This is a genomic window from Nocardioides silvaticus, assembly GCF_003160695.1.
Classification (GTDB): Bacteria; Actinomycetota; Actinomycetes; order Propionibacteriales; family Nocardioidaceae; genus Nocardioides; species Nocardioides silvaticus.
The window spans coordinates 348,595-370,189 of the sequence record NZ_QGDD01000002.1; the positions used below are offsets into that span (position 1 = coordinate 348,595).

Sequence of the window (21,595 nt, forward strand, 5' to 3'; positions counted from 1 at the left end):
GGCGGACTCCTCCGTGCGCCGCGAACTAGAACACGTTACAGTTCTGCCCGTGACAGGTGCTCCTAGTGATGGCGAAGAGATCAGTGCGGTACGCGCGGTCGTCACCGAGGTGCTCGGGCGCTCGGACGGTGCCGGGGACTGGGCAGCCTGGCAGGCCGCCGGCCTGACCGCGCTCCCGGTCCCGGAGGAGCACGGCGGTGACGGCCTCGGTCTGGAGGCGGTGGCGGTGCTGCTGCGCGAGTCCGGCCGCTCCGCGCAGCGGGTGCCCGCCTGGGAGAGCCTGTGCTGCGGCGCGCTCACGCTGGCCCGCTTCGGCACCGAGGCCCAGCGCAAGGAGCACCTGCCCGCGATCGCCGAGGGCGCCGTGGTCACGCCCGCGCTGCGGGAGGTCTCGACGGGCTCGACCAGCACGGTGACGTCGTACGCCGGCGGCCGGGTGACCGGTCGCAAGACCGCGGTCACCTACGCGGACACCGCGACCGCCCTGCTCGTGGTCGCCGAGGACGGCGGCGACACCGGCGGGACCGTCGTGCTCGTCGACCCGCAGGGCCCAGGGGTCACGCTGCTGCCCGCCAGCGCCTCCACGCCGACGCCGACCTTCACGGTCGTGCTCGAGGACGCGCCCGCCGAGCCGCTGGAGAGCGGGGCGGCGGCGTACCTCCGCGACGTCGCGACCGCCGGTCTCGCCGTGACCGCCGCCGGGGTGCTCGCCGGCGCCCGCGACCTGACCGCCGGCTACGTGAAGGGTCGCGAGCAGTTCGGCCGGGTGCTGGCGGAGTTCCAGGCGGTCGCGCTGCAGATGGCCGACGTCTACGTCGCCAGCCGCACCCTGGACCTCGCCGCCGACAACGCCGTGTGGCGGGTCGCGCAGGGCCTCCCGGCCGCCGACGACCTCGCGGTCGCCGGCTACTGGGTGAGCCGGGTCGCGCCCGCCGCCTTCCGCACCTGCCACCACCTCCACGGCGGCATGGGCGTCGACGTCACCTACCCGCTGATCGGCTACACGAGCTGGGGCACCGACCTCACCCACGCCCTCGACACGCTGCCCGGCGACGTGCCGGTCGAGGCGCCGGAGAGCAAGAACCTCGAGCTGAGCGAGGAGCAGCGGGCTCTCAAGGCCGAGCTGCGCGCGTGGTTCGCCGGCCTCGCGGCCGAGTACGGGCACCCCGACGACCCCGGCGCGGTCGAGGGCGCTTGGGACCGCCACGGTCCGTCGTACCAGAAGCTGATCAAGCGGATGGGGGCCGACGGCTGGATGGGCGTCGGCTGGCCGAAGGAGTACGGCGGGCACGGGCTCGGTGAGGTCGAGCAGACGATCTTCGCCAACGAGGCGCAGTACCACGACGTGCACCTGCCGGCGGTGACGCTGCAGACCGTCGGCCCGACGCTGATCCGCTACGGGACCGAGAAGCAGAAGCAGTTGTTCCTGCCGAGGATCCTCAGCGGCGACGTCCACTTCGCGATCGGCTACAGCGAGCCGGACGCCGGCACCGACCTGGCGTCGCTGCGCACCACCGCGCGCCGCGACGGTGACCACTACGTCGTCAACGGGCAGAAGCTGTGGACCACCGGTGGCCACCAGGCCGACTACCTGTGGCTGGCCGTCCGCACCGACCCCCACGCCCCGAAGCACAAGGGCATCTCGATCCTCATCGTCGACACCAGGGACCCCGGCTACAGCTGGACGCCGATCATCACCGCCGACGGCTCGCACCACGTCAACGCGACCTACTTCAACGACGTCCGGGTGCCCGTCGACATGCTCGTGGGCGAGGAGAACCAGGGCTGGAAGCTGATCACGACCCAGCTCAACCACGAGCGGGTCATGCTCGGACCGGCCGGGCGGATCGAGGGCCTGCGCGACCGGATCGTCCGCTGGGCGGACGCGGCCGGCGTCCGGCAGGAGCCCGACCTGGTCGCGCTGCTCGGCGAGGCGACGGCGGTCTTCCGGGTGAACGAGCTGCTCAACTGGGAGGTCGCGCGGGCGGCCGCCGCCGGCGAGATCAACGTCGCCGACGCCTCCGCCACGAAGGTGTTCGCCTCCGACCATGTGCAGCACCTGCTGGCCGACCTGATCGCCGCGGTGCACCGGCACGGCGACGCCGGTGACCCGGAGACCCGGGAGCTGCTGGACTACCTGGACGCGCAGGCCAAGCGCAACCTGGTGCTCACCTTCGGCGGTGGTGTCCAGGAGGTGCAGCGCGAGCTGATCGCGATGTTCGGACTCAAGCTGCCCCGGGTGCCGCGATGAGCACGCCGGAACCGGTGGTCGAGCCTGTCGAGACCCGCGAGCGCCACGAGCGGATCATGGCCGAGGCGGAGCGCATCAAGGCGCTCGGGGAGGCATCCGAGACCGTGGCGCGGTGGGAGGTCAACCAGCCGACGATCGGCACCTGGCTCGACGCGATGGGTTACGAGAACGAGCGCTTCCTCCAGGGGGAGGCGCCGCCGTCGATGGCACAGGTCTGGACGATGCCCGGTCTCGGCCGCAAGCGTGCGGCCGACGACCCGCTGCACTCGATGATGGAGCTGCTCACCGCCGAGGGCTACACCGCGGTGCTCGGCACCAACACCGAGCAGACCTACGAGCGCTACCTGCGGGTCGGCGAGCTGGTCCGGGTGACCACCGCGCTCGACTCCGTGGCCGGGCCGAAGAACACCGCGATGGGCGTCGGCTACTTCGTGACGTCCCGCAACCGCTGGTACGTCGGGGACGAGCTCGTTGCGACCATGCTCTTCCGCGTGCTCAAGTTCGTCCCGAAGGAGCGTTGATGGCCATCCGGCCGATGATCAACCGCGACTCCCGGTTCTTCTGGGAGGGCACCCAGGTCGGCGAGCTGCGGATCCAGACGTGCAACGCCTGCGGCGCGAAGCGGTTCCCGCCCGGTCCCGCCTGCCAGGAGTGCGACGCCTACGACCGCGGCCACCAGGTCGCGGTCGGCACCGGCACCGTCTTCTCCTACGTGGTCCACCGGCACCCGCCGGTGCCCGGCAAGGAGCTACCGATCGTGATCGCCCTCATCGACCTCGACGAGGGCGTGCGGATGGTGGGCGAGGTGGCCGACGTGGCCGACGACGAGATCGAGATCGGGATGCGGCTGCGCGTCGACTTCACCAAGGTCGACGACGAGCTGACCCTGCCCGTCTGGAGGAGAGTATGAGGACCCTGGAGGCCGGGCTGCAGATCCCCGAGTGGAGCCTGCCGCTGACCCCGACGACGATCGTCAGCACAGCGATCGCGACCCGCGACTGGCAGGACGTGCACCACGACCGCGACGTCGCCCAAGCGGCCGGGTCGAAGGACATCTTCATGAACATCCTGACCACCAACGGGCTGGTCGAGAAGTTCGTCGTCGACTGGGTCGGGCACGACTGCGACCTCAAGGGCATCGCGATCCGGCTCGGCGCGCCCGCCCACCCCTACGACACGCTGACGTTCAGCGGCACCGTCACCGAGGTCGCCGACGGGGTGGCCAGCATCGACGTCGTCGGCAACGTCTCCCTCGGAGTCCACGTCACCGGCACCGTGAAGGTCGCCGTGGAGACCGCTTCGTGAGCGGGCTCAGCGGGAAGGCGGCGATCGTCGGCATCGGCGCGACCGAGTTCTCCAAGGAGTCCGGCCGGTCCGAGCTCCAGCTCTCCGTCGAGGCGGTCCGCGCCGCCGTCGCCGACGCCGGCCTCGCCACCTCGGACATCGACGGGCTGACGACGTTCACCATGGACACGTCCTCGGAGATCGCCGTCGCCCGCGAGCTCGGGCTGCCCGAGCTGAGGTTCTTCAGCCGCATCAACTACGGCGGCGGGGCGGCGTGCGCGACGGTCCAGCAGGCCGCGATGGCGGTGGCGACCGGCGTCGCCGACGTCGTCGTCTGCTACCGCGGCTTCAACGAGCGCTCGGAGTCCCGCTTCGGCCAGGTCTCGATCGCTGCGGCGACCCAGGTCAACACCAACGGCCTCGACAACGCCTGGACCTACCCGATGGGTCTCGGCACCCCCGCCGCGACGGTGGCGATGCAGGCCCGCCGCTACATGCACGAGTACGGCGCCACCTCCGAGGACTTCGGCCGCGTCGCGGTCGCCGACCGCCGCCACGCGGCGACCAACCCCAACGCGTTCTTCCACGGCAAGCCGATCACGCTGGAGGACCACCAGGCCTCGCGGATGATCGTCGACCCGCTGCACCTGCTCGACTGCTGCCAGGAGAGCGACGGTGCCGTCGCGCTCGTCGTCACCTCCGCCGAGCGGGCCCGCGACCTGGCCCAGCCGCCGGCGCACGTCGTTGCGGCGGCCCAGGGGAGCGGACGCGACCAGTTCGTGATGACGTCGTACTACCGCGACGACATCGGCATCCCGGAGATGGGCGTGGTCGGCCGGGAGCTGTGGCGCCAGTCGGGGCTGACCCCGGACGAGATGCCGATGGCGGTGCTCTACGACCACTTCACGCCGTACGTCCTCATGCAGCTGGAGGAGCTCGGCTTCTGCGGTCGCGGCGAGGCTCCCGACTTCGTCAAGGACGGCGCCATCGAGATCGGCGGCCGGCTGCCGCTCAACACCCACGGCGGGCAGCTCGGCGAGGCCTACATCCACGGCATGAACGGCATCGCCGAGGGCGTCCGCCAGGTCCGCGGCACCTCGGTCAACCAGGTCGACGACGCCCACCACGTGCTGGTCACCGCCGGCACCGGGGTCCCGACGAGCGGGCTGGTGCTCAGCCGGTAGCGCCAGCCGACTCAGTCTGACTCAGTCCAGTGGTTGTCGTGCGCGGCCATGAAGGCGTCGCGCTCGTCCTGGGTCCACTGCTCGCCACGGGCGAGCCGGTCGAGCCCCTCGAAGTAGCCCTCCCGCGGCGCACCCGGCGCGAAGTGGAGCAGCATCGAGGCAGGCGCGCCGGACTCGTTGCGGAAGCCGTGCAGCCCGCCGGGCGGGACGTGGGCGAAGTCGCCCGGCCGGGCGGTCACCCACGCCCGCCCGTCGTAGATCCTCACCTCGCCGGTGAGGATGTAGAAGGACTCCGAGATGGTGCGGTGGAAGTGGGCGTCCGGGCCGCTGACCGCTTCGGAGAACTCCCACTTGTACAGCCCGAACAGCCCGCCGGTGCCCTCCCCGCGGGCGAGGTAGGTGACCCGGTTGCCGTTCGGGTAGACCAGGTCGGGGGCGTCCGCACCCGCCTTGATGGTCGCGGAGACCTCGCCGGCGGGACCGTCGTAGAGCGGGGGAGGGTAGGACATGCGCTCACCGTACGACGACCGCGGGGCCTGGCCGCGTAGCCTTCCCGGGTGAGCAGCGAGAAGCCCGACTACACCGCATCCGAGCGCAAGACCCTCGTCGACACGCTCGCCGCGAACCGCGCCGAGGTCCTGGCCCTGCTCGACGGGCTCACCGAGGAGGAGGCGCGGCGCAGCCTGGTGCCCTCGCTCACCACCCTGCTCGGGCTGGTGAAGCACGCCGCCTTCGCCGAGCAGGTGTGGTTCCACGTCACGCTGGCCGGCCGGACACGGGCCGAGCTCGGCGTGCCTGAGACGGTCGACGAGAGCTTCACCCTCACCCCCGACGACACCATCGCCTCGATCAGCGACAACTTCCGTCGCGTGTGCGCCGAGTCCGATCGCGTGGCGTTCGACCACGACCTCGACGACACCGCGACCCATGCCCGGCGCGGGCCGGTCGCCCTGCGGTGGAGCTACGTGCACATGATCGAGGAGCTGGCCCGGCACGCCGGCCACGGCGACATCCTGCGCGAGCAGGTCCTCGCGGCGCGATCGTGACGCCCACCGTCGTCGCGATCCACATCGCCAAAGGGCGCCGGCTCCCGATGCAGGCCAAGGACCGCGTCGAGGTCGAGGCGGGGAAGGGCATCGTCGGCGACCGCTACCACGGCGCGAAGCACCGGCACGTCTCGGTGCAGAGCCGGGAGAGCCTCGACCAGGCCGCGGAGATCTTCGGCCGCGAGGTCCTCTCGGAGCTCACCCGGCGCAACATCACGATCAGCCACGGCCCGGTGCCCCGTGATCCCGGCGCCCTGCTCCGCATCGGCGACGTGCTGCTCGAGGCGGTGCGGGTCGCGGCACCGTGCAAGCTGCTCGACGACACGATCGGCGCGGGTGCCCAGGAGGCACTGCGCCGCCGGGCGGGGACCGTGTTCCGCGTGCTCGAGGGCGGCTCGATCGCGGTGGGCGACCCCGTGCTTCAGCCGGACCTCCTGCCGATCACGTAGGCCCGCTCGGTCGTCTCGCCACGTGCGGCGACCGGCGCCCGCCGGTACCACTCGACGTCGACCAGGCCGGCCTTCTCGAAGAGGGCGGCGACGGCAGCCGGCTCCTGCAGCACGAAGTCGAGGTCGACCGCCGCGTCGAACCAGTCGTCGCGGTGGACGTGGCCGGTGCCGGCGTGCCCGGCGTAGACCAGCCAGCCGCCCGGTCGCAACGGCCGCACCAGGGCCGCGAGCGCGTCGGGCATCTCGGCCGGCGTGGTGTGGACGAGCGAGTACCACGCCAGCACAGCTCCCCAGCCGTCCGCCGTCGTCGGGCGCATCAGCCGGCGCAGGTCGCCGACCTCGTACGTCGCATCGGGGTAGCGCCCGCGAGCCTGCTCCACCATGGCGGGGGAGAGGTCGAGCCCGGTGGCGGCTGCGCCGCACTCGGTCAGGAACGCCGTGACGTGACCCGGCCCGCAGCCGACCTCGACCAGGGGCGCGTAACCGGCCAGCTCGACCACCCGTTCCAGCAGCCAGCGCTCGAACGGCAGGTGCTCGAGCTCGTCGGTCAGCGCGTCGGCGTACCCGCTCGCCACCGCGTCGTACGACGACCGCACCCGCTCGTCGCGGGTGGCCAGGTCGATCTGGGCGGCCGGTGCCGGGGGAGCGGCGGTGTCGTCGGCGGGCTGGTCGCCCAGGAGGTGCACCCAGCGTGGGTCCCGCTCTCCGGCCTTGCGGGGCAGCACCCGCACCAGCGGCGTCGGTGCGCCCGCCATCCGCTCGAGCGTGGCCTCGACGTCGCTGCGGTCGGTGAACGCGTGCAGTCGCTCGGTGCGGGTGCGGAGCAGCCCGGCGGCCTGCGGACCGCGCAGCAGCAGCACGGTGAGCAGCGCCCGCTCGTCCTCGGCGAGGTCGAGAAGCTCGCTGAGCACCTGGTGGTACTTCAGGGTCCGGGGGCCGCGATCGGCCCACACGATCCGCAGCAGGCCGCGGTCCTTGAGGTCACGGCAGGCGCTCTCGACGAGGGCCTCGTCGTAGGCCACCACCGGGTCCCGGCTCGAGGTCTGGTTGCAGGCGGTGCGCAGCGCGTTGAGGGACAACGGGTAGGAGTCGGGGACCGTGCGCTGCTTCTCGAGCAGGCACCCGAGGATCCGCTGGTCGACGTCGCTCAGGACAGGGAGATCGGCCACGGGTCGAGCCTAGGCAGTCCTCCTGCGCGCCAGGCCTCTTTCCGCGGGATCTGGGTCGAAGGCCCGCAGGGTGCGGTCCAGCGCCGCGAGCAACAGGAACCCGTAGATCACCCCGGCCACCACGTCGGTGAACCAGTGCTGGTTGAGCCGGGTCCGGAAGTAGGCCTCGGCGAGACCGAGCACGAGCGGGATGCCGTAGAGCCACCGGGTGGTGCGCCTGGACAGCGCGCCGTAGTACGACGCCAGCACAACCGCCGTGCCCGAGATCAGGATGATCCGCGCGCAGCCCCCGGACGGGAACGCGCCGATCCTGGTGCCGACCAGGCTGATCAGGTCGCGGTCGCGGTCGACGATGGCAGCGATCGTGAGCTGGCACAGCCGGGCGATCCACCAGGCGGCGGGGAACAGGGCGATCGGCACCCACCAGCGCCAGCCGCGGGTGGCGAACCAGATCGCGAAGACGATCGCGAGCACCGCGCCGAGGATCTGCGTCTGCCGGACGTTGCCCATCTGGGTGAGCGTCTCGAGGACGTCGGTCCAGTCGGTGTTGCCGGCGCGGTCGATGCGCTCGAAGATCGGCTCGTCGACCGGGCCCTGGAGGGCCTTGGCGACGAAGCCGATGGCGAGGGCGATCGCGTTGGCGAGCGCGACCGTGATGACGCCGGTGGTGAAGCCGGCGCCCCATCTGAGTCCGGCTAGCTGCCGTCCGCGATCCCCCATGGTCGCGAGGAGTCTAGGGGCGGACGCCGGGTTTCGGGACAGGACCGGGAGATCCCGGTCGCTCAGTCGGCGCTGACGACGCAGTCGGCGAGGACCGGGGAGCCGTCCCGCTCGCCGCCGGCGATGGTCGCGGCGGCGACGATCCGCCCGTCCTCACGCCAGCCGGCGACCCGGATCGTCTCGCCCGGGAACACCACCCCGGCGAACCGGGCCGTGAACCCGGAGACCCGGCCGGCGTCGCTGCCGAGCAGCCCGTCGGTGAGCTCGCGGAGCACGATCCCGTAGGAGCAGAGACCGTGCAGGATCGGTGCCGGGAAGCCGGCGGTCTTCGCGAAGTCGGGGTCGGCGTGCAGCGGGTTGCGGTCACCGCACAGGCGGTAGAGCAGCGCCTGCTGCGGCGTCACGTCGTACGACGCCACCAGGTCGGGCTCGCGCTCGGGGACGACCACCGGCTCCGACCCGCCGCGGTCGCCGCCCCAGCCGCCCTCGCCCTTCACGAAGATCGACGAGCGGGTGCGCCACAGCTCCTCACCACTCTCGGAGCGGGCGACGCCCTCCTGCCAGATGACGGCCGCCTTGCCCTTGTCCCAGACGTCGGTGAGCGTCGTGGTCACGGTCGCCGAGCCCGACGTGGGCAGCGGACCGGACACGGAGATCGACTGCGAGCCGTGCACGACCTGCGCGAGGTTGATGTCGCAGCCCGGCAGGTCGAGCGGCGGCGGGTCGGTCTCGTGGAAGGTCGGGACGACGACGCCGAACGACGGCAGCACCTGCAGGCCGGGCCCGTCCAGCGTGTAGCGGAGCGCGGAGGGGGAGAGGTTGTCACCGTCGCGGGAGCCCGCGCCGATGCCGAGGTGGTAGAGCAGCACGTCGCTCTCGGTCCACGAGAACGACGTGGAGCCGACGTCGGCCCCGATCGCGACGGACGGGTCGATCGGCATGCGTTTCCTTTCGTCTTGCGGGGTCTCGATACGCCCTCGCCCGGGGGCTCGGGCTACTCGACCACCGATTCCTTCACGATGTCCTCCACGGCCAGGTAGCCGAAGACGAGGGCGGGTCCGATGGTGGCGCCGGGGCCGGCGTAGGTGTAGCCCATGACGGCGGCCGACACGTTGCCGGCGGCGTACAGGCCGGGGATGACCGAGCCGTCCGCGCGCACCACCCGGGCCCGCTCGTCGGTGAGCAGGCCGCCCTTGGTGCCGAGGTCGCCCGGCACGATCTTGACGGCGTAGAACGGACCCTGGTCGATCGTGTGCAGCGACGGGTTCGGCTTCACGGTCGGGTCGGAGTAGTACTTGTCGTAGGCCGACTCGCCGCGGTGGAAGTCCTCGTCGACGCCGGTGCGGGCGAAGCCGTTGAAGCGCTCGACGGTCGCGACGAGCGCGTCGGCCGGGACGGCGATCTCCGCGGCCAGCTCGGCCAGCGTCGCGGCCTTCTTGATGGTGCCGTTCTTGTACCAACGCCCGGGGAACGGCTGCCGCGGGCTGAGACCGGCGAAGAGGTAGCGGTTGCGGTAGCGCTGGTCGATGATCATCCAGCTCGGCACGTGGCCGACGCCGGTCTGCTCGCCGCGGTACATCGCCTGCACGGCCTCGACGTAGGGGAGCGCCTCGTTCATGTAACGCTGCCCCGCCTGGTTGACCATGATCGAGCCCGGCAGGTTGCGCTCGGCGAGGCAGAACCACGGGCCGTTCGGCAGCGGGATGGTCGGCCCCCACCAGGCGTCGTCCATGATGTCGGTCGCCGCGCCGGCAGCGATGCCGGCCTCGAGCCCAGCGCCGGTGTTGAACGCCGAGCCGGTGGTCCACTCCTCGGAGGTGGGCTGGGGGAGGAACTTCGCGCGGAGCTCGGGGTTGCGCTCGAAGCCGCCGCTGCCGAGGACCACGCCGCGGCGGGCGCGGATCTCGTGCCGCTGGGTCTCCCCGGTGGTCGAGCTTGTCGAGACCACGACGCCGACCACGCGGCCGTTCTCGAGGAGCAGGTCGGTCAGCTCGTGCTCGTAGTGGACCGGCACGCCGGCGTCGATCAGACCCTTGCGAAGACCGATCGCGATCGCGTTGCCCATCGCGAACATCTTGCGGCCCAGCATCATGCTCACCAGCCGCCGGAACAGCACCATGATCATCGTCAGCGGGCCCTTGACGGTCCGCAGCCCGAGGCTGATCTTCCGGTACATCGCCTGGGTGACGATCAGGTTGGCGGGAGCCTTGGTGTACGGCGGGTGCAGCCGCTCGAGCTCCTCGCCGAGGAACCGCGCGTCGATCGGCACCGGCTCCACGGTGCGGCCACGGGGTCGGCCACCGGGCGCCTCGGGGTGGTAGTCGGCGTACTCCGGCACCCAGGTGAACCGCACCGGGGTGTTCTCGCGGAGGAAGTCCATCACCTCGGCGCCGCGGTCGATGTAGGTGTCGCGGCGGACCTTGGAGACGGCGTCGCCGACGATCGAGTCGAGGTACTGCTTCGAGCTGGCGAGGTCGTCGTCCTCGCCAGCCGCCTTGAGCGCGTAGTTGCCGGGGATCCAGACGCCGCCACCGCTGCGCGCGGTGGACCCGCCGAAGTAGGGACTCTTCTCGACCAGGATGGTGTCCAGGCCCCGCCGCCCGGCCGCCAGCGCCGCACTCATGCCGGCGCCGCCGGCGCCCACCACCACCACGTCGACCTCGGCCGGCAGCGAAGAGCTGGCGCCACCCTCTGGTCGCGCCTGTCGAGACCCCGTCATGGCACAAAACTGTAACAGGTTCTAGTATCTGACCTGTGACCTCCCAGGACGCGATCTCGGCCGCCGTCGAGCGCCTTGCCGTCGCCCAGGAGACCCGGGTGCCGTGCGCCCCGGTGCGGGACCTGATCGGCACCGACGACCTGCCCGCGGCGTACGCCGTCCAGCAGGGGCTGGTGCAGCGCCGGGTCGCCGCCGGGGTGAGCGTGGTGGGCCGCAAGATCGGTGCCACCTCGGAGGCCGTGCAGCAGCAACTCGGCGTGGACCAGCCCGACTTCGGCTACCTGCTGAGCGACATGGACGTCAGCCACGGCGCCCACGGGACTCCGGTGTCGATGCGCACGCTCGTGCAACCGCGGGTCGAGGCCGAGGTGGCCTTCCGGCTCGGCGCGGACGTCGCGCCCACCGACGAGGCCGACATCACGATCGAGGCGGTCCGCGCCGCGGTCGACGTCGCGCTGCCGGCCCTGGAGATCGTCGACTCCCGCATCGCCGACTGGCAGATCGGCTTCACCGACACCGTGGCCGACAACGCCTCCAGCGGGCTCTTCGTCGTGGGGGAGGACGGGCGGCCGCTGGCCGACCTCGAGCCGCGCGACGTGGTGATGTCGCTGACCATCAACGGCGAGGAGCGGTCGGCCGGCACCGGGGCCGCGTGCCTCGGCGACCCGCTCGAGGCGCTGCGGTGGCTCGCCGTGCAGGCGCACCGCTTCGGCGACCCGCTGCGGGCCGGCCAGGTCGTGCTGTCCGGCGCGCTGGGCCCGTTCGTGCCGTTCGCCCCGGGCGACAGGGTGGTCGCCTCCATCAGCGGCTTCGCGCCGCTGACCGTGGATTTCGAGGAGTAGGGAGAGAGTCGTGAGCAAGCTGACGGCGGCGATCGTCGGTCCCGGCAACATCGGGACCGACCTCATGTACAAGCTGCTGCGCTCGGAGGTGATCGAGCCGCGGTGGATGATCGGGGTGGACCCGGCCAGCGAGGGCCTCAGGCTCGCGGCCGACCGCGGCCTGGTCTCCACCCACGAGGGCGTCGACTGGCTCCTCAAGCAGGACGAGCTGCCGGACCTGCTGTTCGAGGCCACCTCGGCCTACGTGCACAAGGAGTACGCGCCGCGCTACGCGGACGCCGGCATCCGGGCGATCGACCTGACGCCCGCCGCGGTCGGTCCGGCGGTCATCCCCCCGGTCAACGGCGAGGAGCACGTGGCCGCGCCCAACGTCAACATGATCACCTGCGGCGGCCAGGCGACGATCCCGATGGTGGCGGCCGTCTCCCGGGTCACCCCGGTGTCGTACGCCGAGATCGTCGCCTCGGTCTCCAGCGTGAGCGCCGGCCCGGGCACCCGCGCCAACATCGACGAGTTCACCCGCACGACGGCTGCGGGTGTGGAGACGATCGGCGGTGCCGAGAAGGGCAAGGCGATCATCATCCTCAACCCGGCCGAGCCGCCGATGATCATGCGCGACACGATCTTCTGCGCGGTCGACCCCGACGCCGACACCGACGCGATCGCCGAGTCCGTCCACGAGATGGAGCGGGCGGTGCAGGAGTACGTGCCGGGCTACCGGCTGCTGCAGGAGCCGCAGTTCGACGGGCCTTCGGACTTCACGAAAGGGATGCGGCGGGTCTCGGTCTTCGTCGAGGTCGAGGGCGCGGGCGACTACCTGCCGCCGTACTCCGGCAACCTCGACATCATGACCGCCGCCGCCGCGCGCGTCGGCGAGAACATTGCCCGATCGATGGCGACGAGGAGCCTGGCGTGACCGCGAACCCCGGCAACACCGACATCAACACCCTCGAGCGCACCTGGTCGGGGATCCACGGCGACGAGCCGTTCGGCAAGCTCGACCTGCGGCTGACCGACACCTGCCTGCGCGACGGGTCGCACCACAAGCGGCACCAGTTCACCGCCCAGGAGGTGCACGACATCGTCGAGGCCCTCGACACCTCCGGCATCCCGGTCATCGAGGTCACCCACGGCGACGGGCTCGGCGGAAGCAGCTTCAACTACGGCTTCTCGCGCACCCCCGAGCAGGAGCTGATCAGGATCGCAGCCGAGACCGCGAAGCGCGCGAGGATCGCGTTCCTGATGCTGCCCGGCGTCGGCACCAAGGACGACATCCGCGCCGCCCAGGACAACGGCGGGCAGATCTGCCGGATCGCCACCCACTGCACCGAGGCCGACGTGTCGATCCAGCACTTCGGGCTCGCGCGCGAGCTGGGCCTGGAGACGGTCGGGTTCCTCATGATGAGCCACACCCAGCCCCCGGAGGTGCTGGCCAAGCAGGCGCGGACTATGGTCGACGCCGGCTGCCAGTGCGTCTACGTCGTCGACTCCGCCGGCGCGCTCATCATGGAGCAGACCGCCGACCGCGTCTCCGCCGTCGTCGCCGAGATCGGCGACCAGGCCGACGTGGGCTTCCACGGCCACGAGAACCTCGGGCTGGGCGTCGCCAACACCGTCATCGCCGCCCGTGCCGGGGCCACCCAGATCGACGGCTCGGTGCGCCGCTTCGGCGCGGGCGCGGGCAACACGCCGCTCGAGGCGTTCATCGGGGTCTGCGACAAGCTCGGCTGGACCACCGGTGTCGACTTCCTCAAGATCGTCGACGCCTCCGAGGACGTCATCAAGCCCGCGATGCCCGAGGAGTGCCAGCTCGACCGGATGACCCTGATGATGGGGTACGCCGGCGTGTACTCGAGCTTCCTCAAGCACGCCGGCAACGCGGCCGACCGCTACGGCGTCTCCGGCGCCCAGATCCTCCTCGAGGCCGGCAACCGCAAGCTGATCGGCGGCCAGGAGGACCAGCTCATCGACATCGCGCTGATGCTGAAGCGCGAAGCCGACCTCGAGGGACGAGAGGTCGGCGTCTCGCGCGCAGGTTGAGCAAGGCCGCGACCGAGCCTGCGAGGTCGCGCAAGCCGCGTCGAAACCGGGCTAAGCAGGACGCGGACGCCGGCGCAGCCGCTGGCTGATCTGGCTCTCGAGCCCTCCGTTGCCCTTCGGCTCCGTCTGGTCCCGCTCGTCGGCGAGCGCGGCTGGGTCGATCGTGATCGAGCTGCGCAGCTCCGCCAACGGGATCATGGTCTCGACCAGGTCGTCCTTGGCGCGCTCGAGGGCGAGCTCGAGGTCGTCGGCGAGGGTCTCGAGGCGGAGGATGGTGCGGCCGGCCTGCGCCTCGGCCTCGCTGCGCGCCCGGTCGCGCAGCTCCTGGGCCTCCGCGACCATCCGCTCGGACTGGACCCGCGCCTGCGCCTCGATCTCCCGGGCCAGCGCCTCGGCGTGCCGGACGATCTGCTCGGCCTCGGCGAGGGCGCGCTGGCGGGCCTCGATCGCCGAGCCCAGCAGCTCCTCGGCCTCGCGCCTGGTGCCGAGCATGGTCCGGAACTCGCCCAGCGCCTCGGTCGCGCGCGCCTCCACCTCGGCGGCCGTCGGTGGCGTCACCCGCGACGGGGTGACCGTGGCGGCGGGCGGCTCCTTCTCGGCCCAGTCGTCGTGGTTGACGTCGTGATCGGCGTCGGCGCCCGGCCGGTCCTCTTCGTCGGGCTGGCTGCCGCTCCTGCCGAACAAGATCTCCCAGTGCTCCATCGGTCCCCCTGTCGGACGCTCGAGGCTCGTGGCCGTGGTCCGGGAACGCACGTCAGCGAGGACCCGGTCCTTGGAGCGAACCTGGTCCTCCGAGCTTCCCCGTCCGCGCGGTGGCCGTGTCTCCACGCGTTCTGGCGATGGTAACCGCGGGTCGACGGCTCACTCCGGGGTCCGGGTAAAACTCGGCGTCCAACGGTCAGCAACCTTCCCGGATCCGAGAACTCGCGCGTGCGCTTCTCCAAAACGAGAACGTGTTCTAGTATTGCTCCATGAACCGATCCACGGAGGTCCAGGCCGTCCTCGACGGCGTGAACGATCTGCTCCCGACGTTCCGCGACCGTGCCGACGAGGGTGAGCGGCTGCGCGTCGTCCCCGAGGCCTCGATCAAGGAGCTGGAGGAGACCGGCTTCTTCCGGCTGCTGCAGCCGAAGCGGTACGGCGGCCTCGAGGCCGACCCCGTCGACTTCTACACCGCCGTGCGCGACATCGCCTCGGCCGACGGGTCGACCGGGTGGGTCTCCAGCGTGGTCGGCGTCCACCCCTGGCAGGTCGCGCTGTTCGCCGACGAGGCACAGCAGGCCGTGTGGGGTGACGACCCGAACGCGAGGCTGAGCTCGTCGTACGCCCCCACCGGGAAGGCGGTCCTCACCGAGGGCGGCTTCACGCTCTCCGGCAAGTGGAGCTTCTCCTCCGGCTGCGACCACTGCAGCTGGGTGCTGCTCGGCGGGCTGGTCTTCAACGAGGAGGGCCAGGTCGTCGACTTCCGGACGTTCATGGTCCCGCGGGAGAAGTACCAGGTCGTCGACGTCTGGAACGTCGTCGGCCTGCGCGGCACCGGCTCCAACGACATCGTGGTCGAGGAGACCTTCATTCCCGAGGCGTTCACGCTCTCGATGGGGGAGACCGGCCAGTGCAAGGGCCCCGGCCAGGCGGTCAACGACAGCGACCTCTACAAGCTGCCGTTCCACTCGATCTTCACCAGCACCATCGCCACCCCGATCATCGGCATGGCGAAGGGCGCCTACGCCGAGCACGTCGAGATGCAGCAGAAGCGGGTGCGCGCGGCCTACCTCGGCGAGAAGGCGTCGCTCGACCCGTTCGCCGCGGTCCGGATCGCCCGCAGCTCCTCGGAGATCGACGCGGCCTGGGCGCTGCTGATGGCCAACATCCGCGAGGAGCAGGAGCTGGTCGCCAAGGGCGAGACCATCCCGCTCGAGCTCCGCCTGCGGGTGCGCCGGGACCAAGTGCTCGGCACCGCCCGCGCGATCGAGGCGATCGACACCCTCTTCGAGGCGTCGGGTGGCCGGGCGCTCGCCGAGGGCACCTACCTCCAGCGGGCGTGGCGCGACGCGCACGCCGGCCGGGTGCACGCGGCCAACGACCCCGAGCGGGCGCTGCAGATGTACGGCGCGCAGCAGTTCGGTCACAAGGTCGACCCGGGGATGTACTGAGTGGTCGCCGTGCTCGACAAGGAGAGCGTCCGGAGGTCGGCGAAAGCCGGCGACATCACCCTCAACTACTACGAGGCGGGGGTCTCGACGAGCTCGACCACCGGTGAACCGGTCGGCGGCGGCCTGCCGTTCGTGCTGCTGCACGGCGGAGGCCCCGGTGCGTCGGCGTGGAGCAACTTCGGGTCCGCGCTCCCGAGGTTCGCCGAGAGCTTCCGCACCCTGCTCGTCGACCAGCCCGGCTTCGGCCAGTCCGACAAGCCCGAGGTGAAGGCCAACTACTTCCGGCACGCCTCGGACTACCTGGTGAAGTTCCTCGACGAGCTGCAGATCGAGAAGGTGCACCTGCTCGGCAACTCCCTCGGCGGCGGCACGGCGACCCGGTTCGCGCTGTCCTACCCCGACCGGGTGGGCCGGCTGGTCCTGATGGGGCCGGGCGGGCTGTCGCTCAACCTGTTCCACGCCGACCCGACCGAGGGCGTGCAGCGGCTCATGGACTTCAGCATGGATCCCTCGCGGGAGCGGCTGCGGGCGTTCATCTCGACGATGGTGGTCGACCAGAGCCTGGTCACCGACGAGCTGGTCGAGGAGCGGTTCGCCGACGCGACCGCGCCCGGCTCGCTGGAGGCGATGCGCTCGATGGGCGCGTCCTTCTGGAACCCGGAGTGGGCCGAGGACGGGATGCTCTGGCGCGAGGTGCACGCCATCCGCAAGCCGACCCTGCTGACCTGGGGCCGCGAGGACCGGGTGAACCCGCTCGACGGCGCCCTGGTCGCGCTCAAGCAGATCCCGCGGGCCCAGCTGCATGTGTTCCCCAACTGCGGGCACTGGGCCCAGATCGAGGCCGCCGAGGAGTTCGCACGCGTGTGCACGACCTTCCTCGCCGGTCACGTCGAGAGGGTCTCGACAAGCTCGACCACCGGAGGCTCCGCATGATCGACATCAAGTCCATGGGCTACGTCCGGGTCGCCAGCACCGACCTGGACGCCTGGCGGACCTTCGCCGGGAAGGTGCTCGGCCTCGCCGAGGGCCGCGGGCCGAACCCCGACCACCAGTACTGGCGGATCGACGAGGTCTCCGCGCGGGTGGTCGTCGTGCCGTCCGACGTCGACGGGCTCGAGTGCTCGGGCTGGGAGGTGGCCGACCACCAGGCGCTCCAGGCCGCACGGGAGCACCTGCAGAAGGCGGGCGTCGAGTTCGAGGAGGGCACCAAGGAGGAGCTCGACGAGCGGCGGGTCCAGGAGCTGGTCCGGTTCCGCGACCCCTGGGACAACGTCTTCGAGCTGTTCCACGGCATCACCTACGAGTCGCGACCGGTCGTGACGCCGTACGCCGCGAAGTTCGTGACCGGCGACCAGGGGATGGGCCACCTCGTCGTCCCCGTCCTCGACGACGTCGAGGCGCTCCGCTTCTACACCGAGGTGCTCGGCTTCCGGCTGCGCGACTCGATGAGCATGCCGGGGGAGTTCGTCGGCAAGGAGCCCGGCAGCAAGGTGTGGCTGCGGTTCCTCGGCGTGAACCCCCGCCACCACTCGCTGGCGTTCCTGCCGATGCCGAACCCCGCCAAGTGCGTCCACATCATGTTCGAGGTCGACGAGCTCGACCACGTGGGCCGCGCGCTCGAGCGGGTCCGCAAGCACGGCGCCAAGCTGTCGGCGACGCTCGGGCGGCACATGAACGACGAGATGATCTCGTTCTACGTGCGGTCGCCGAGCGGGTTCGACGTCGAGTTCGGCACCGAGGGCCTCCGCGTCGACGACGAGCGCTGGGTGGCCCGGGAGTCGACGGCCGTCTCGTACTGGGGCCACGACTTCGGCGGCGGAAGCTGAGATCGATACCGTGACCAGCATGTCCCGGGAGTCCTCGCACCACGTGCCGGACGGAGACATCCCCGACGGGATGAGCCCCGACGCCCGCGAGACCTGGCCGCACCCGGCGCTCATCGACTCCTGGCTCGGCGACGCGGAGATCGACTTCGAGCTGCGCCCGGGCGAGGACGTCGCCGTCCAGGACGACCCGGAGGCCCGTGCCGCCGCCCGGAAGTTCCGCGACGTGCTCGGCACCTTCGCCTCCGGCATCACCGTCATCACCACCACCAGCAACGGCGTGCCGGTCGGCATGACCTGCCAGTCGTTCTCGAGCGTCTCCCTCGACCCGCCGCTGGTCCTCTTTGTGCCGGCGCGCTCGTCGCGCGCGTGGCCGGTGATCCAGCGGACCGGCCGGTTCTGCGTCAACGTCCTGGCCGCCGACCAGGAGCACGTCTCGGCGCAGATGGCGTCGAAGGGCGCGGACAAGTTCGCCGGGATCGGCTGGCACCCCTCGGAGGTGACCGGCTCGCCGGTGGTGGAGGGCTCGCTGGCGCACCTCGACTGCACGATCCACGCCGTCCACGAGGGCGGTGACCACTACGTCGTCATCGGCCGGGTGGAGCACCTCGAGGTCTCCGACCCCGCGAACGCGGTGACCGAGCCGCTGCTCTACTTCCGGGGCCGCTACCGCACGACCGACGGCTGAGGTCGAGCGGCCTACCGCGGCACCCCGTCGCGGGTACAGTGAGCCCGCATGGGGGTCGTACGAGGTGTTGGAGCGGTGCTCGCCGGCACGGTGGCCGCGGCGCTGCTGACGGCAGTCGCACCGGGCTCGGCGGGAGCACCCGCCCCGGACCGGCGGACCGGTGCCGCCCGGGACGCGCACGTCGTGGCCGCACCGGCTGCGCAGGCGACGCGACGGGACGCGCGGGAGACCCGCCGCTACTGGACGCCGGAGCGGATGCGGGCGGCGCTGCCGATCGAGGACGTGCTGCCCGGCCTGCTGCTCCCGGCGGCCGACACCACCGGTGCGCGCACCGACCGCGGCACGACCACCTCCGAGCGCCCGGTCAGGTGGAAGCGGGCTCCCCGGACCACCGGCAAGCTCTTCTTCCGCGACGGGTCCTCCGACTTCGTCTGCTCGGCGTCGGCGATCCGGACCAAGCGCCGCAACCAGGTCATCACCGCCGGCCACTGCGTGCACACCGGCCCCAACGTCGGCCTGCTCCAGCAGCCGCGCTTCTTCAGCGACTGGGTCTTCGTGCCGCGCTACCGCGACGGGAAGGCGCCGTACGGGCGCTGGGTCGGCCGGAACGCGTTCGCGTTCAACGGCTGGATCGAGGACGAGGCCTTCCGCTACGACCAGGCGATCATCACCTTCAAGCGCCACCGGGGCCGCCGCCTGGTCGACGCGGTCGGCGGCAACGAGGTCGTGTGGGGCAAGGACCAGCGGCAGTGGGGCACGACGATCTGGGGCTGGCCCGCCGAGGCGCCGTACGACGGTGAGGTCGCCCGCACCTGCACCGGTCGCACCACACGCTTCGAGGACGGCGCCGACGCGGCCATGCACCGGTGCGACCTCAACGGCGGGGCGAGCGGCGGTCCGTGGTTCCTCCCGCAGGGCCGCACCCGGCACTCCGGCCGGATCTGGGCCATCACCTCCCGCAGGGTGCTCGATACCCCGGTGCTGCTCGCGCGGCCGCTCCCGCGCCAGATCCGGCAGATGATCCGCACCGCCAACCGCTGAGAGAATTGACCGATCGGTCGGAGTCCGGGCGTTCCCCTGGCGCCGACCGGCCGGAGCGCCCACCATGGCGCCATGGACTGTCTCTCACGCCGCGGACTGATCAGCGCGGCCTCGGTCGGGGTGACCGGCCCACTGCTCGTCGTCGACGACGCGGAGGCCGGCAGCAGGGCGCTCATCCGCACCAATCAGGTGCCGGTCGGCGGCGGGGTGGTGATCCGCAACCGGCGAGTGGTCGTGACCCAGCCGCGGGCCGGCCGGTTCCGGGTGTTCTCGGCGATCTGCACCCACCAGGGGTGCACGGTCTCGCACGTCGCCGACCGCCGGATCGTTTGCCCCTGCCACGGCAGCAGGTACGCGATCACCGACGGCGCGGTGGTCGCCGGGCCGGCGCCGCGCCCGTTGCCGCGCCGCGCGTTCGTCGTACGCCGGGGGCGGATCTTCCTCACCTGAGCGTCCAACACGCGGCGACGAAACTTTTTTCGAAGTTTTTCGGCCGATGGTGTCGAATCGGGGAGAACGCTGCGACGTCCGGGTGAAAGCAACTCCACCCGATGCCCCAGGAGGCTCCCATGAAGTACATGCTGCTGCTCCGTTTCGAGCTCGACGCCGGTCCGGCGGAGGGCACCCCCGAGTTCGACGCCGAGATGGCGAAGTGGGGAGAGGTCATGGGCGAGCTCGCCCAGACCGGCTCGATGATCGCTGCGCACGGCCTCGACACCGAGGCGACCGCCACCACGGTGCGGGTCCGGGACGACGAGGCGCTCGTCACCGACGGGCCGTTCGCCGAGACCAAGGAGTCGTTCTTCAGCTACATCATCATCGACGTGCCGGACCTCGACACCGCGCTGGGCTGGGCGAAGAAGATGCCGAACGTCACCTACGGCTCGGTCGAGGTCCGTCCGCTGTCCGCCCACGAGCAGGACGCTTGAGCGAGGCGACCGAGGCTCTCGAGCGGGCCTACCGCGACGAGTGGACCACGCTCGTCGCGGTGCTCGCCGGCCAGCTCGGCGGTGACGTCGGGCTGGCCGAGGAGACCGTGGCCGACGCGTTCGCGGCCGCGGTCGTCGAATGGCCGGCCCGGGGCGTCCCGGCGAGACCGGGGGCGTGGCTCACGACGGTCGCCCGCCGCCGCGCGATCGACCGGCTGCGCCGCGAAGCCACCCGGTCGGCCGCTCTCGACCGCCTGGAGACCCTGATGAGGGACGACGACACGACCGCCGATGCGCCCGAGCCGCCCGATCGCAGCGGCATCGACGACGACCGGCTGCGCCTGCTGTTCACGTGCTGCCACCCGGCCCTCGCTCTCGAGGCCCGGGTCGCGCTGACCCTGCGGGTCGTGGCCGGCCTGGAGGTGGCCGGTGTGGCCCGGGCGCTGCTCACCGCCGAGACCACGATGTACCAACGGCTCGGACGGGCGAAGAAGAAGATCAAGGCGGCCCGGATCCCCTACCGGGTGCCCGCTGCTCCCGAGCTCTCCGACCGGGTGCACGGCGTGCTCCACGTCATCCACCTCGTCTACAACGAGGGGCACGTGGCCAGCGCCGGGGACGACCTGGTGCGGGTCGACCTCTGCAGAGAGGCGCTCCGGCTGGGGCGGCTGGTCGCCGAGCTGCTGCGGGACGACGCCGAGGCGCTGGGGCTGCTGGCGTTCCTGCTGCTGACCGACGCCCGCCGCGCGGCTCGCACCGACGCCGAGGGTGTTCCGGTCTCGCTCGAGGACCAGGACCGGGGTCGGTGGGACGCCGAGCTCATCGCCGAGGGCACCGAGGTCCTCGGTCGCGCCCTTGGTCACCGGTCGCCCGGACAGTTCCAGGTGCAGGCCGCGATCGCCGCCCTGCACGCCGAGGCGCCGCACTGGGACGCCACCGACTGGCCCCAGATCGCCGCCCTCTACGGCGAGCTCGCCCGCCTGGTGCCCTCGCCCGTCGTCACGATCAACCGGGCGGCAGCGGTGGCGATGGCCGACGGCCCGCACGTCGGTCTCGCCGTGCTCGACGGTCTCGTGGTCGACGACCGGCTGGAGCGGTACCAGCCCCTGCACGCGACCCGGGCCGAGCTGCTGGCCCGGGCCGGGGACCACGACGGCGCGGCGGCTGCCTACCGGCGCGCGATCGAGCTCACCGAGAACGCCGCGGAGCGGACCGCGCTGGAGGCGAGGAGCCGCCGCGGAGGAACAGGGAGATGAA

General features: G+C 71.7%; 24 protein-coding genes. 18 read left to right on the top strand and 6 right to left on the bottom strand.

Annotated features, from left to right (window positions below; genetic code table 11):
• Positions 1-49 precede the first annotated feature (49 nt).
• Genes DJ010_RS06510 through DJ010_RS06525 form a run of 5 tightly spaced genes read left to right on the top strand, consistent with a single transcriptional unit; the run spans position 50 to position 4,719 of the window.
• Positions 50-2,251, top strand: coding sequence for an acyl-CoA dehydrogenase family protein (locus tag DJ010_RS06510; RefSeq protein ID WP_109693137.1), 2,202 nt, complete (start codon positions 50-52; stop codon positions 2,249-2,251).
• On the top strand, positions 2,248-2,772 hold the full coding sequence (locus tag DJ010_RS22390; RefSeq protein WP_211318674.1) for an FAS1-like dehydratase domain-containing protein: 525 nt from the start codon (positions 2,248-2,250) through the stop codon (positions 2,770-2,772). The genes DJ010_RS06510 and DJ010_RS22390 overlap by 4 nt, the downstream gene beginning before the upstream one ends.
• Positions 2,772-3,161 (top strand): Zn-ribbon domain-containing OB-fold protein, encoded by a 390-nt coding sequence (locus DJ010_RS22395; RefSeq protein ID WP_245927290.1) that lies wholly within the window; start codon positions 2,772-2,774, stop codon positions 3,159-3,161. The genes DJ010_RS22390 and DJ010_RS22395 overlap by 1 nt, the downstream gene beginning before the upstream one ends.
• A complete protein-coding gene (locus tag DJ010_RS06520) occupies positions 3,158-3,556 on the top strand; it encodes a MaoC family dehydratase (RefSeq protein ID WP_109692817.1) in 399 nt (132 codons plus the stop codon). Before DJ010_RS22395 ends, DJ010_RS06520 begins: the two co-directional genes overlap by 4 nt.
• Entirely contained in the window at positions 3,553-4,719 is a 1,167-nt protein-coding gene (locus DJ010_RS06525) for a lipid-transfer protein (protein WP_109692818.1), read from the top strand. Before DJ010_RS06520 ends, DJ010_RS06525 begins: the two co-directional genes overlap by 4 nt.
• 11 nt (positions 4,720-4,730) lie before the next feature.
• Here the strand turns inward: DJ010_RS06525 and DJ010_RS06530 are convergent, their stop codons facing one another.
• Positions 4,731-5,228, bottom strand: a complete 498-nt coding sequence (locus DJ010_RS06530) for a cupin domain-containing protein (RefSeq protein ID WP_109692819.1) — start codon at positions 5,226-5,228, stop codon at positions 4,731-4,733.
• Between the two features lie 48 nt (positions 5,229-5,276).
• Between DJ010_RS06530 and DJ010_RS06535 the strand changes: the two genes are divergently transcribed.
• Complete coding sequence (locus DJ010_RS06535; RefSeq protein WP_109692820.1) at positions 5,277-5,765, top strand: DinB family protein; 489 nt, start codon at positions 5,277-5,279, stop codon at positions 5,763-5,765.
• Positions 5,762-6,214, top strand: a complete 453-nt coding sequence (locus DJ010_RS06540; protein ID WP_211318675.1) for an MOSC domain-containing protein — start codon at positions 5,762-5,764, stop codon at positions 6,212-6,214. The genes DJ010_RS06535 and DJ010_RS06540 overlap by 4 nt, the downstream gene beginning before the upstream one ends.
• Here DJ010_RS06540 and DJ010_RS06545 read toward each other — a convergent pair.
• The 4 genes from DJ010_RS06545 to kstD all read right to left on the bottom strand — a co-directional run bounded on the left by DJ010_RS06545 (position 6,187) and on the right by kstD (position 10,822).
• A complete protein-coding gene (locus DJ010_RS06545; protein ID WP_109692821.1) occupies positions 6,187-7,383 on the bottom strand; it encodes a DUF480 domain-containing protein in 1,197 nt (398 codons plus the stop codon). The genes DJ010_RS06540 and DJ010_RS06545 overlap by 28 nt on opposite strands.
• A gap of 9 nt (positions 7,384-7,392) precedes the next feature.
• Positions 7,393-8,103 (bottom strand): phosphatase PAP2 family protein, encoded by a 711-nt coding sequence (locus DJ010_RS06550; RefSeq protein ID WP_109692822.1) that lies wholly within the window; start codon positions 8,101-8,103, stop codon positions 7,393-7,395.
• 62 nt (positions 8,104-8,165) lie between these two features.
• Positions 8,166-9,044, bottom strand: coding sequence for an enoyl-CoA hydratase ChsH3 (gene chsH3, locus DJ010_RS06555; protein ID WP_109692823.1), 879 nt, complete (start codon positions 9,042-9,044; stop codon positions 8,166-8,168).
• A gap of 53 nt (positions 9,045-9,097) precedes the next feature.
• Positions 9,098-10,822, bottom strand: coding sequence for a 3-oxosteroid 1-dehydrogenase (gene kstD / locus DJ010_RS06560; protein WP_109692824.1), 1,725 nt, complete (start codon positions 10,820-10,822; stop codon positions 9,098-9,100).
• A gap of 35 nt (positions 10,823-10,857) precedes the next feature.
• Between kstD and DJ010_RS06565 the strand changes: the two genes are divergently transcribed.
• The 3 genes from DJ010_RS06565 to dmpG are packed head-to-tail and all read left to right on the top strand — an operon-like array spanning position 10,858 to position 13,704.
• On the top strand, positions 10,858-11,664 hold the full coding sequence (locus DJ010_RS06565; protein ID WP_109692825.1) for a 2-keto-4-pentenoate hydratase: 807 nt from the start codon (positions 10,858-10,860) through the stop codon (positions 11,662-11,664).
• A gap of 10 nt (positions 11,665-11,674) precedes the next feature.
• A complete protein-coding gene (locus DJ010_RS06570) occupies positions 11,675-12,580 on the top strand; it encodes an acetaldehyde dehydrogenase (acetylating) (RefSeq protein ID WP_109692826.1) in 906 nt (301 codons plus the stop codon).
• A complete protein-coding gene (dmpG, locus tag DJ010_RS06575; RefSeq protein ID WP_245927292.1) occupies positions 12,577-13,704 on the top strand; it encodes a 4-hydroxy-2-oxovalerate aldolase in 1,128 nt (375 codons plus the stop codon). Before DJ010_RS06570 ends, dmpG begins: the two co-directional genes overlap by 4 nt.
• 51 nt (positions 13,705-13,755) lie before the next feature.
• Here the strand turns inward: dmpG and DJ010_RS06580 are convergent, their stop codons facing one another.
• Positions 13,756-14,406, bottom strand: coding sequence for an SPFH domain-containing protein (locus DJ010_RS06580; protein ID WP_109692827.1), 651 nt, complete (start codon positions 14,404-14,406; stop codon positions 13,756-13,758).
• A 269-nt stretch (positions 14,407-14,675) separates the two neighbouring features.
• Between DJ010_RS06580 and hsaA the strand changes: the two genes are divergently transcribed.
• The 8 genes from hsaA to DJ010_RS06620 all read left to right on the top strand — a co-directional run bounded on the left by hsaA (position 14,676) and on the right by DJ010_RS06620 (position 21,594).
• Positions 14,676-15,857, top strand: a complete 1,182-nt coding sequence (hsaA, locus tag DJ010_RS06585) for a 3-hydroxy-9,10-secoandrosta-1,3,5(10)-triene-9,17-dione monooxygenase oxygenase subunit (RefSeq protein WP_109692828.1) — start codon at positions 14,676-14,678, stop codon at positions 15,855-15,857.
• The gene (hsaD, locus tag DJ010_RS06590) at positions 15,858-16,790 is read left to right on the top strand and encodes a 4,5:9,10-diseco-3-hydroxy-5,9,17-trioxoandrosta-1(10),2-diene-4-oate hydrolase (RefSeq protein WP_211318676.1); all 933 of its coding nucleotides are present in this window, start codon (positions 15,858-15,860) and stop codon (positions 16,788-16,790) included. It abuts the gene before it with no gap.
• The gene (hsaC, locus tag DJ010_RS06595; protein WP_109692829.1) at positions 16,787-17,683 is read left to right on the top strand and encodes an iron-dependent extradiol dioxygenase HsaC; all 897 of its coding nucleotides are present in this window, start codon (positions 16,787-16,789) and stop codon (positions 17,681-17,683) included. The genes hsaD and hsaC overlap by 4 nt, the downstream gene beginning before the upstream one ends.
• Before the next feature lie 19 nt (positions 17,684-17,702).
• The gene (locus DJ010_RS06600; protein WP_245927294.1) at positions 17,703-18,368 is read left to right on the top strand and encodes a flavin reductase family protein; all 666 of its coding nucleotides are present in this window, start codon (positions 17,703-17,705) and stop codon (positions 18,366-18,368) included.
• A 48-nt stretch (positions 18,369-18,416) separates the two neighbouring features.
• Entirely contained in the window at positions 18,417-19,409 is a 993-nt protein-coding gene (locus DJ010_RS06605) for a trypsin-like serine peptidase (RefSeq protein ID WP_146207269.1), read from the top strand.
• Positions 19,410-19,481: 72 nt separating this feature from the next.
• Entirely contained in the window at positions 19,482-19,859 is a 378-nt protein-coding gene (locus DJ010_RS06610; RefSeq protein ID WP_109692831.1) for a QcrA and Rieske domain-containing protein, read from the top strand.
• 119 nt (positions 19,860-19,978) lie between these two features.
• Positions 19,979-20,338: a YciI family protein gene (locus tag DJ010_RS06615; protein ID WP_158282955.1), complete on the top strand. Its 360-nt coding sequence runs from the start codon at positions 19,979-19,981 to the stop codon at positions 20,336-20,338.
• On the top strand, positions 20,335-21,594 hold the full coding sequence (locus DJ010_RS06620) for an RNA polymerase sigma factor (protein WP_109692833.1): 1,260 nt from the start codon (positions 20,335-20,337) through the stop codon (positions 21,592-21,594). Before DJ010_RS06615 ends, DJ010_RS06620 begins: the two co-directional genes overlap by 4 nt.
• Position 21,595: the final 1 nt, after the last annotated feature.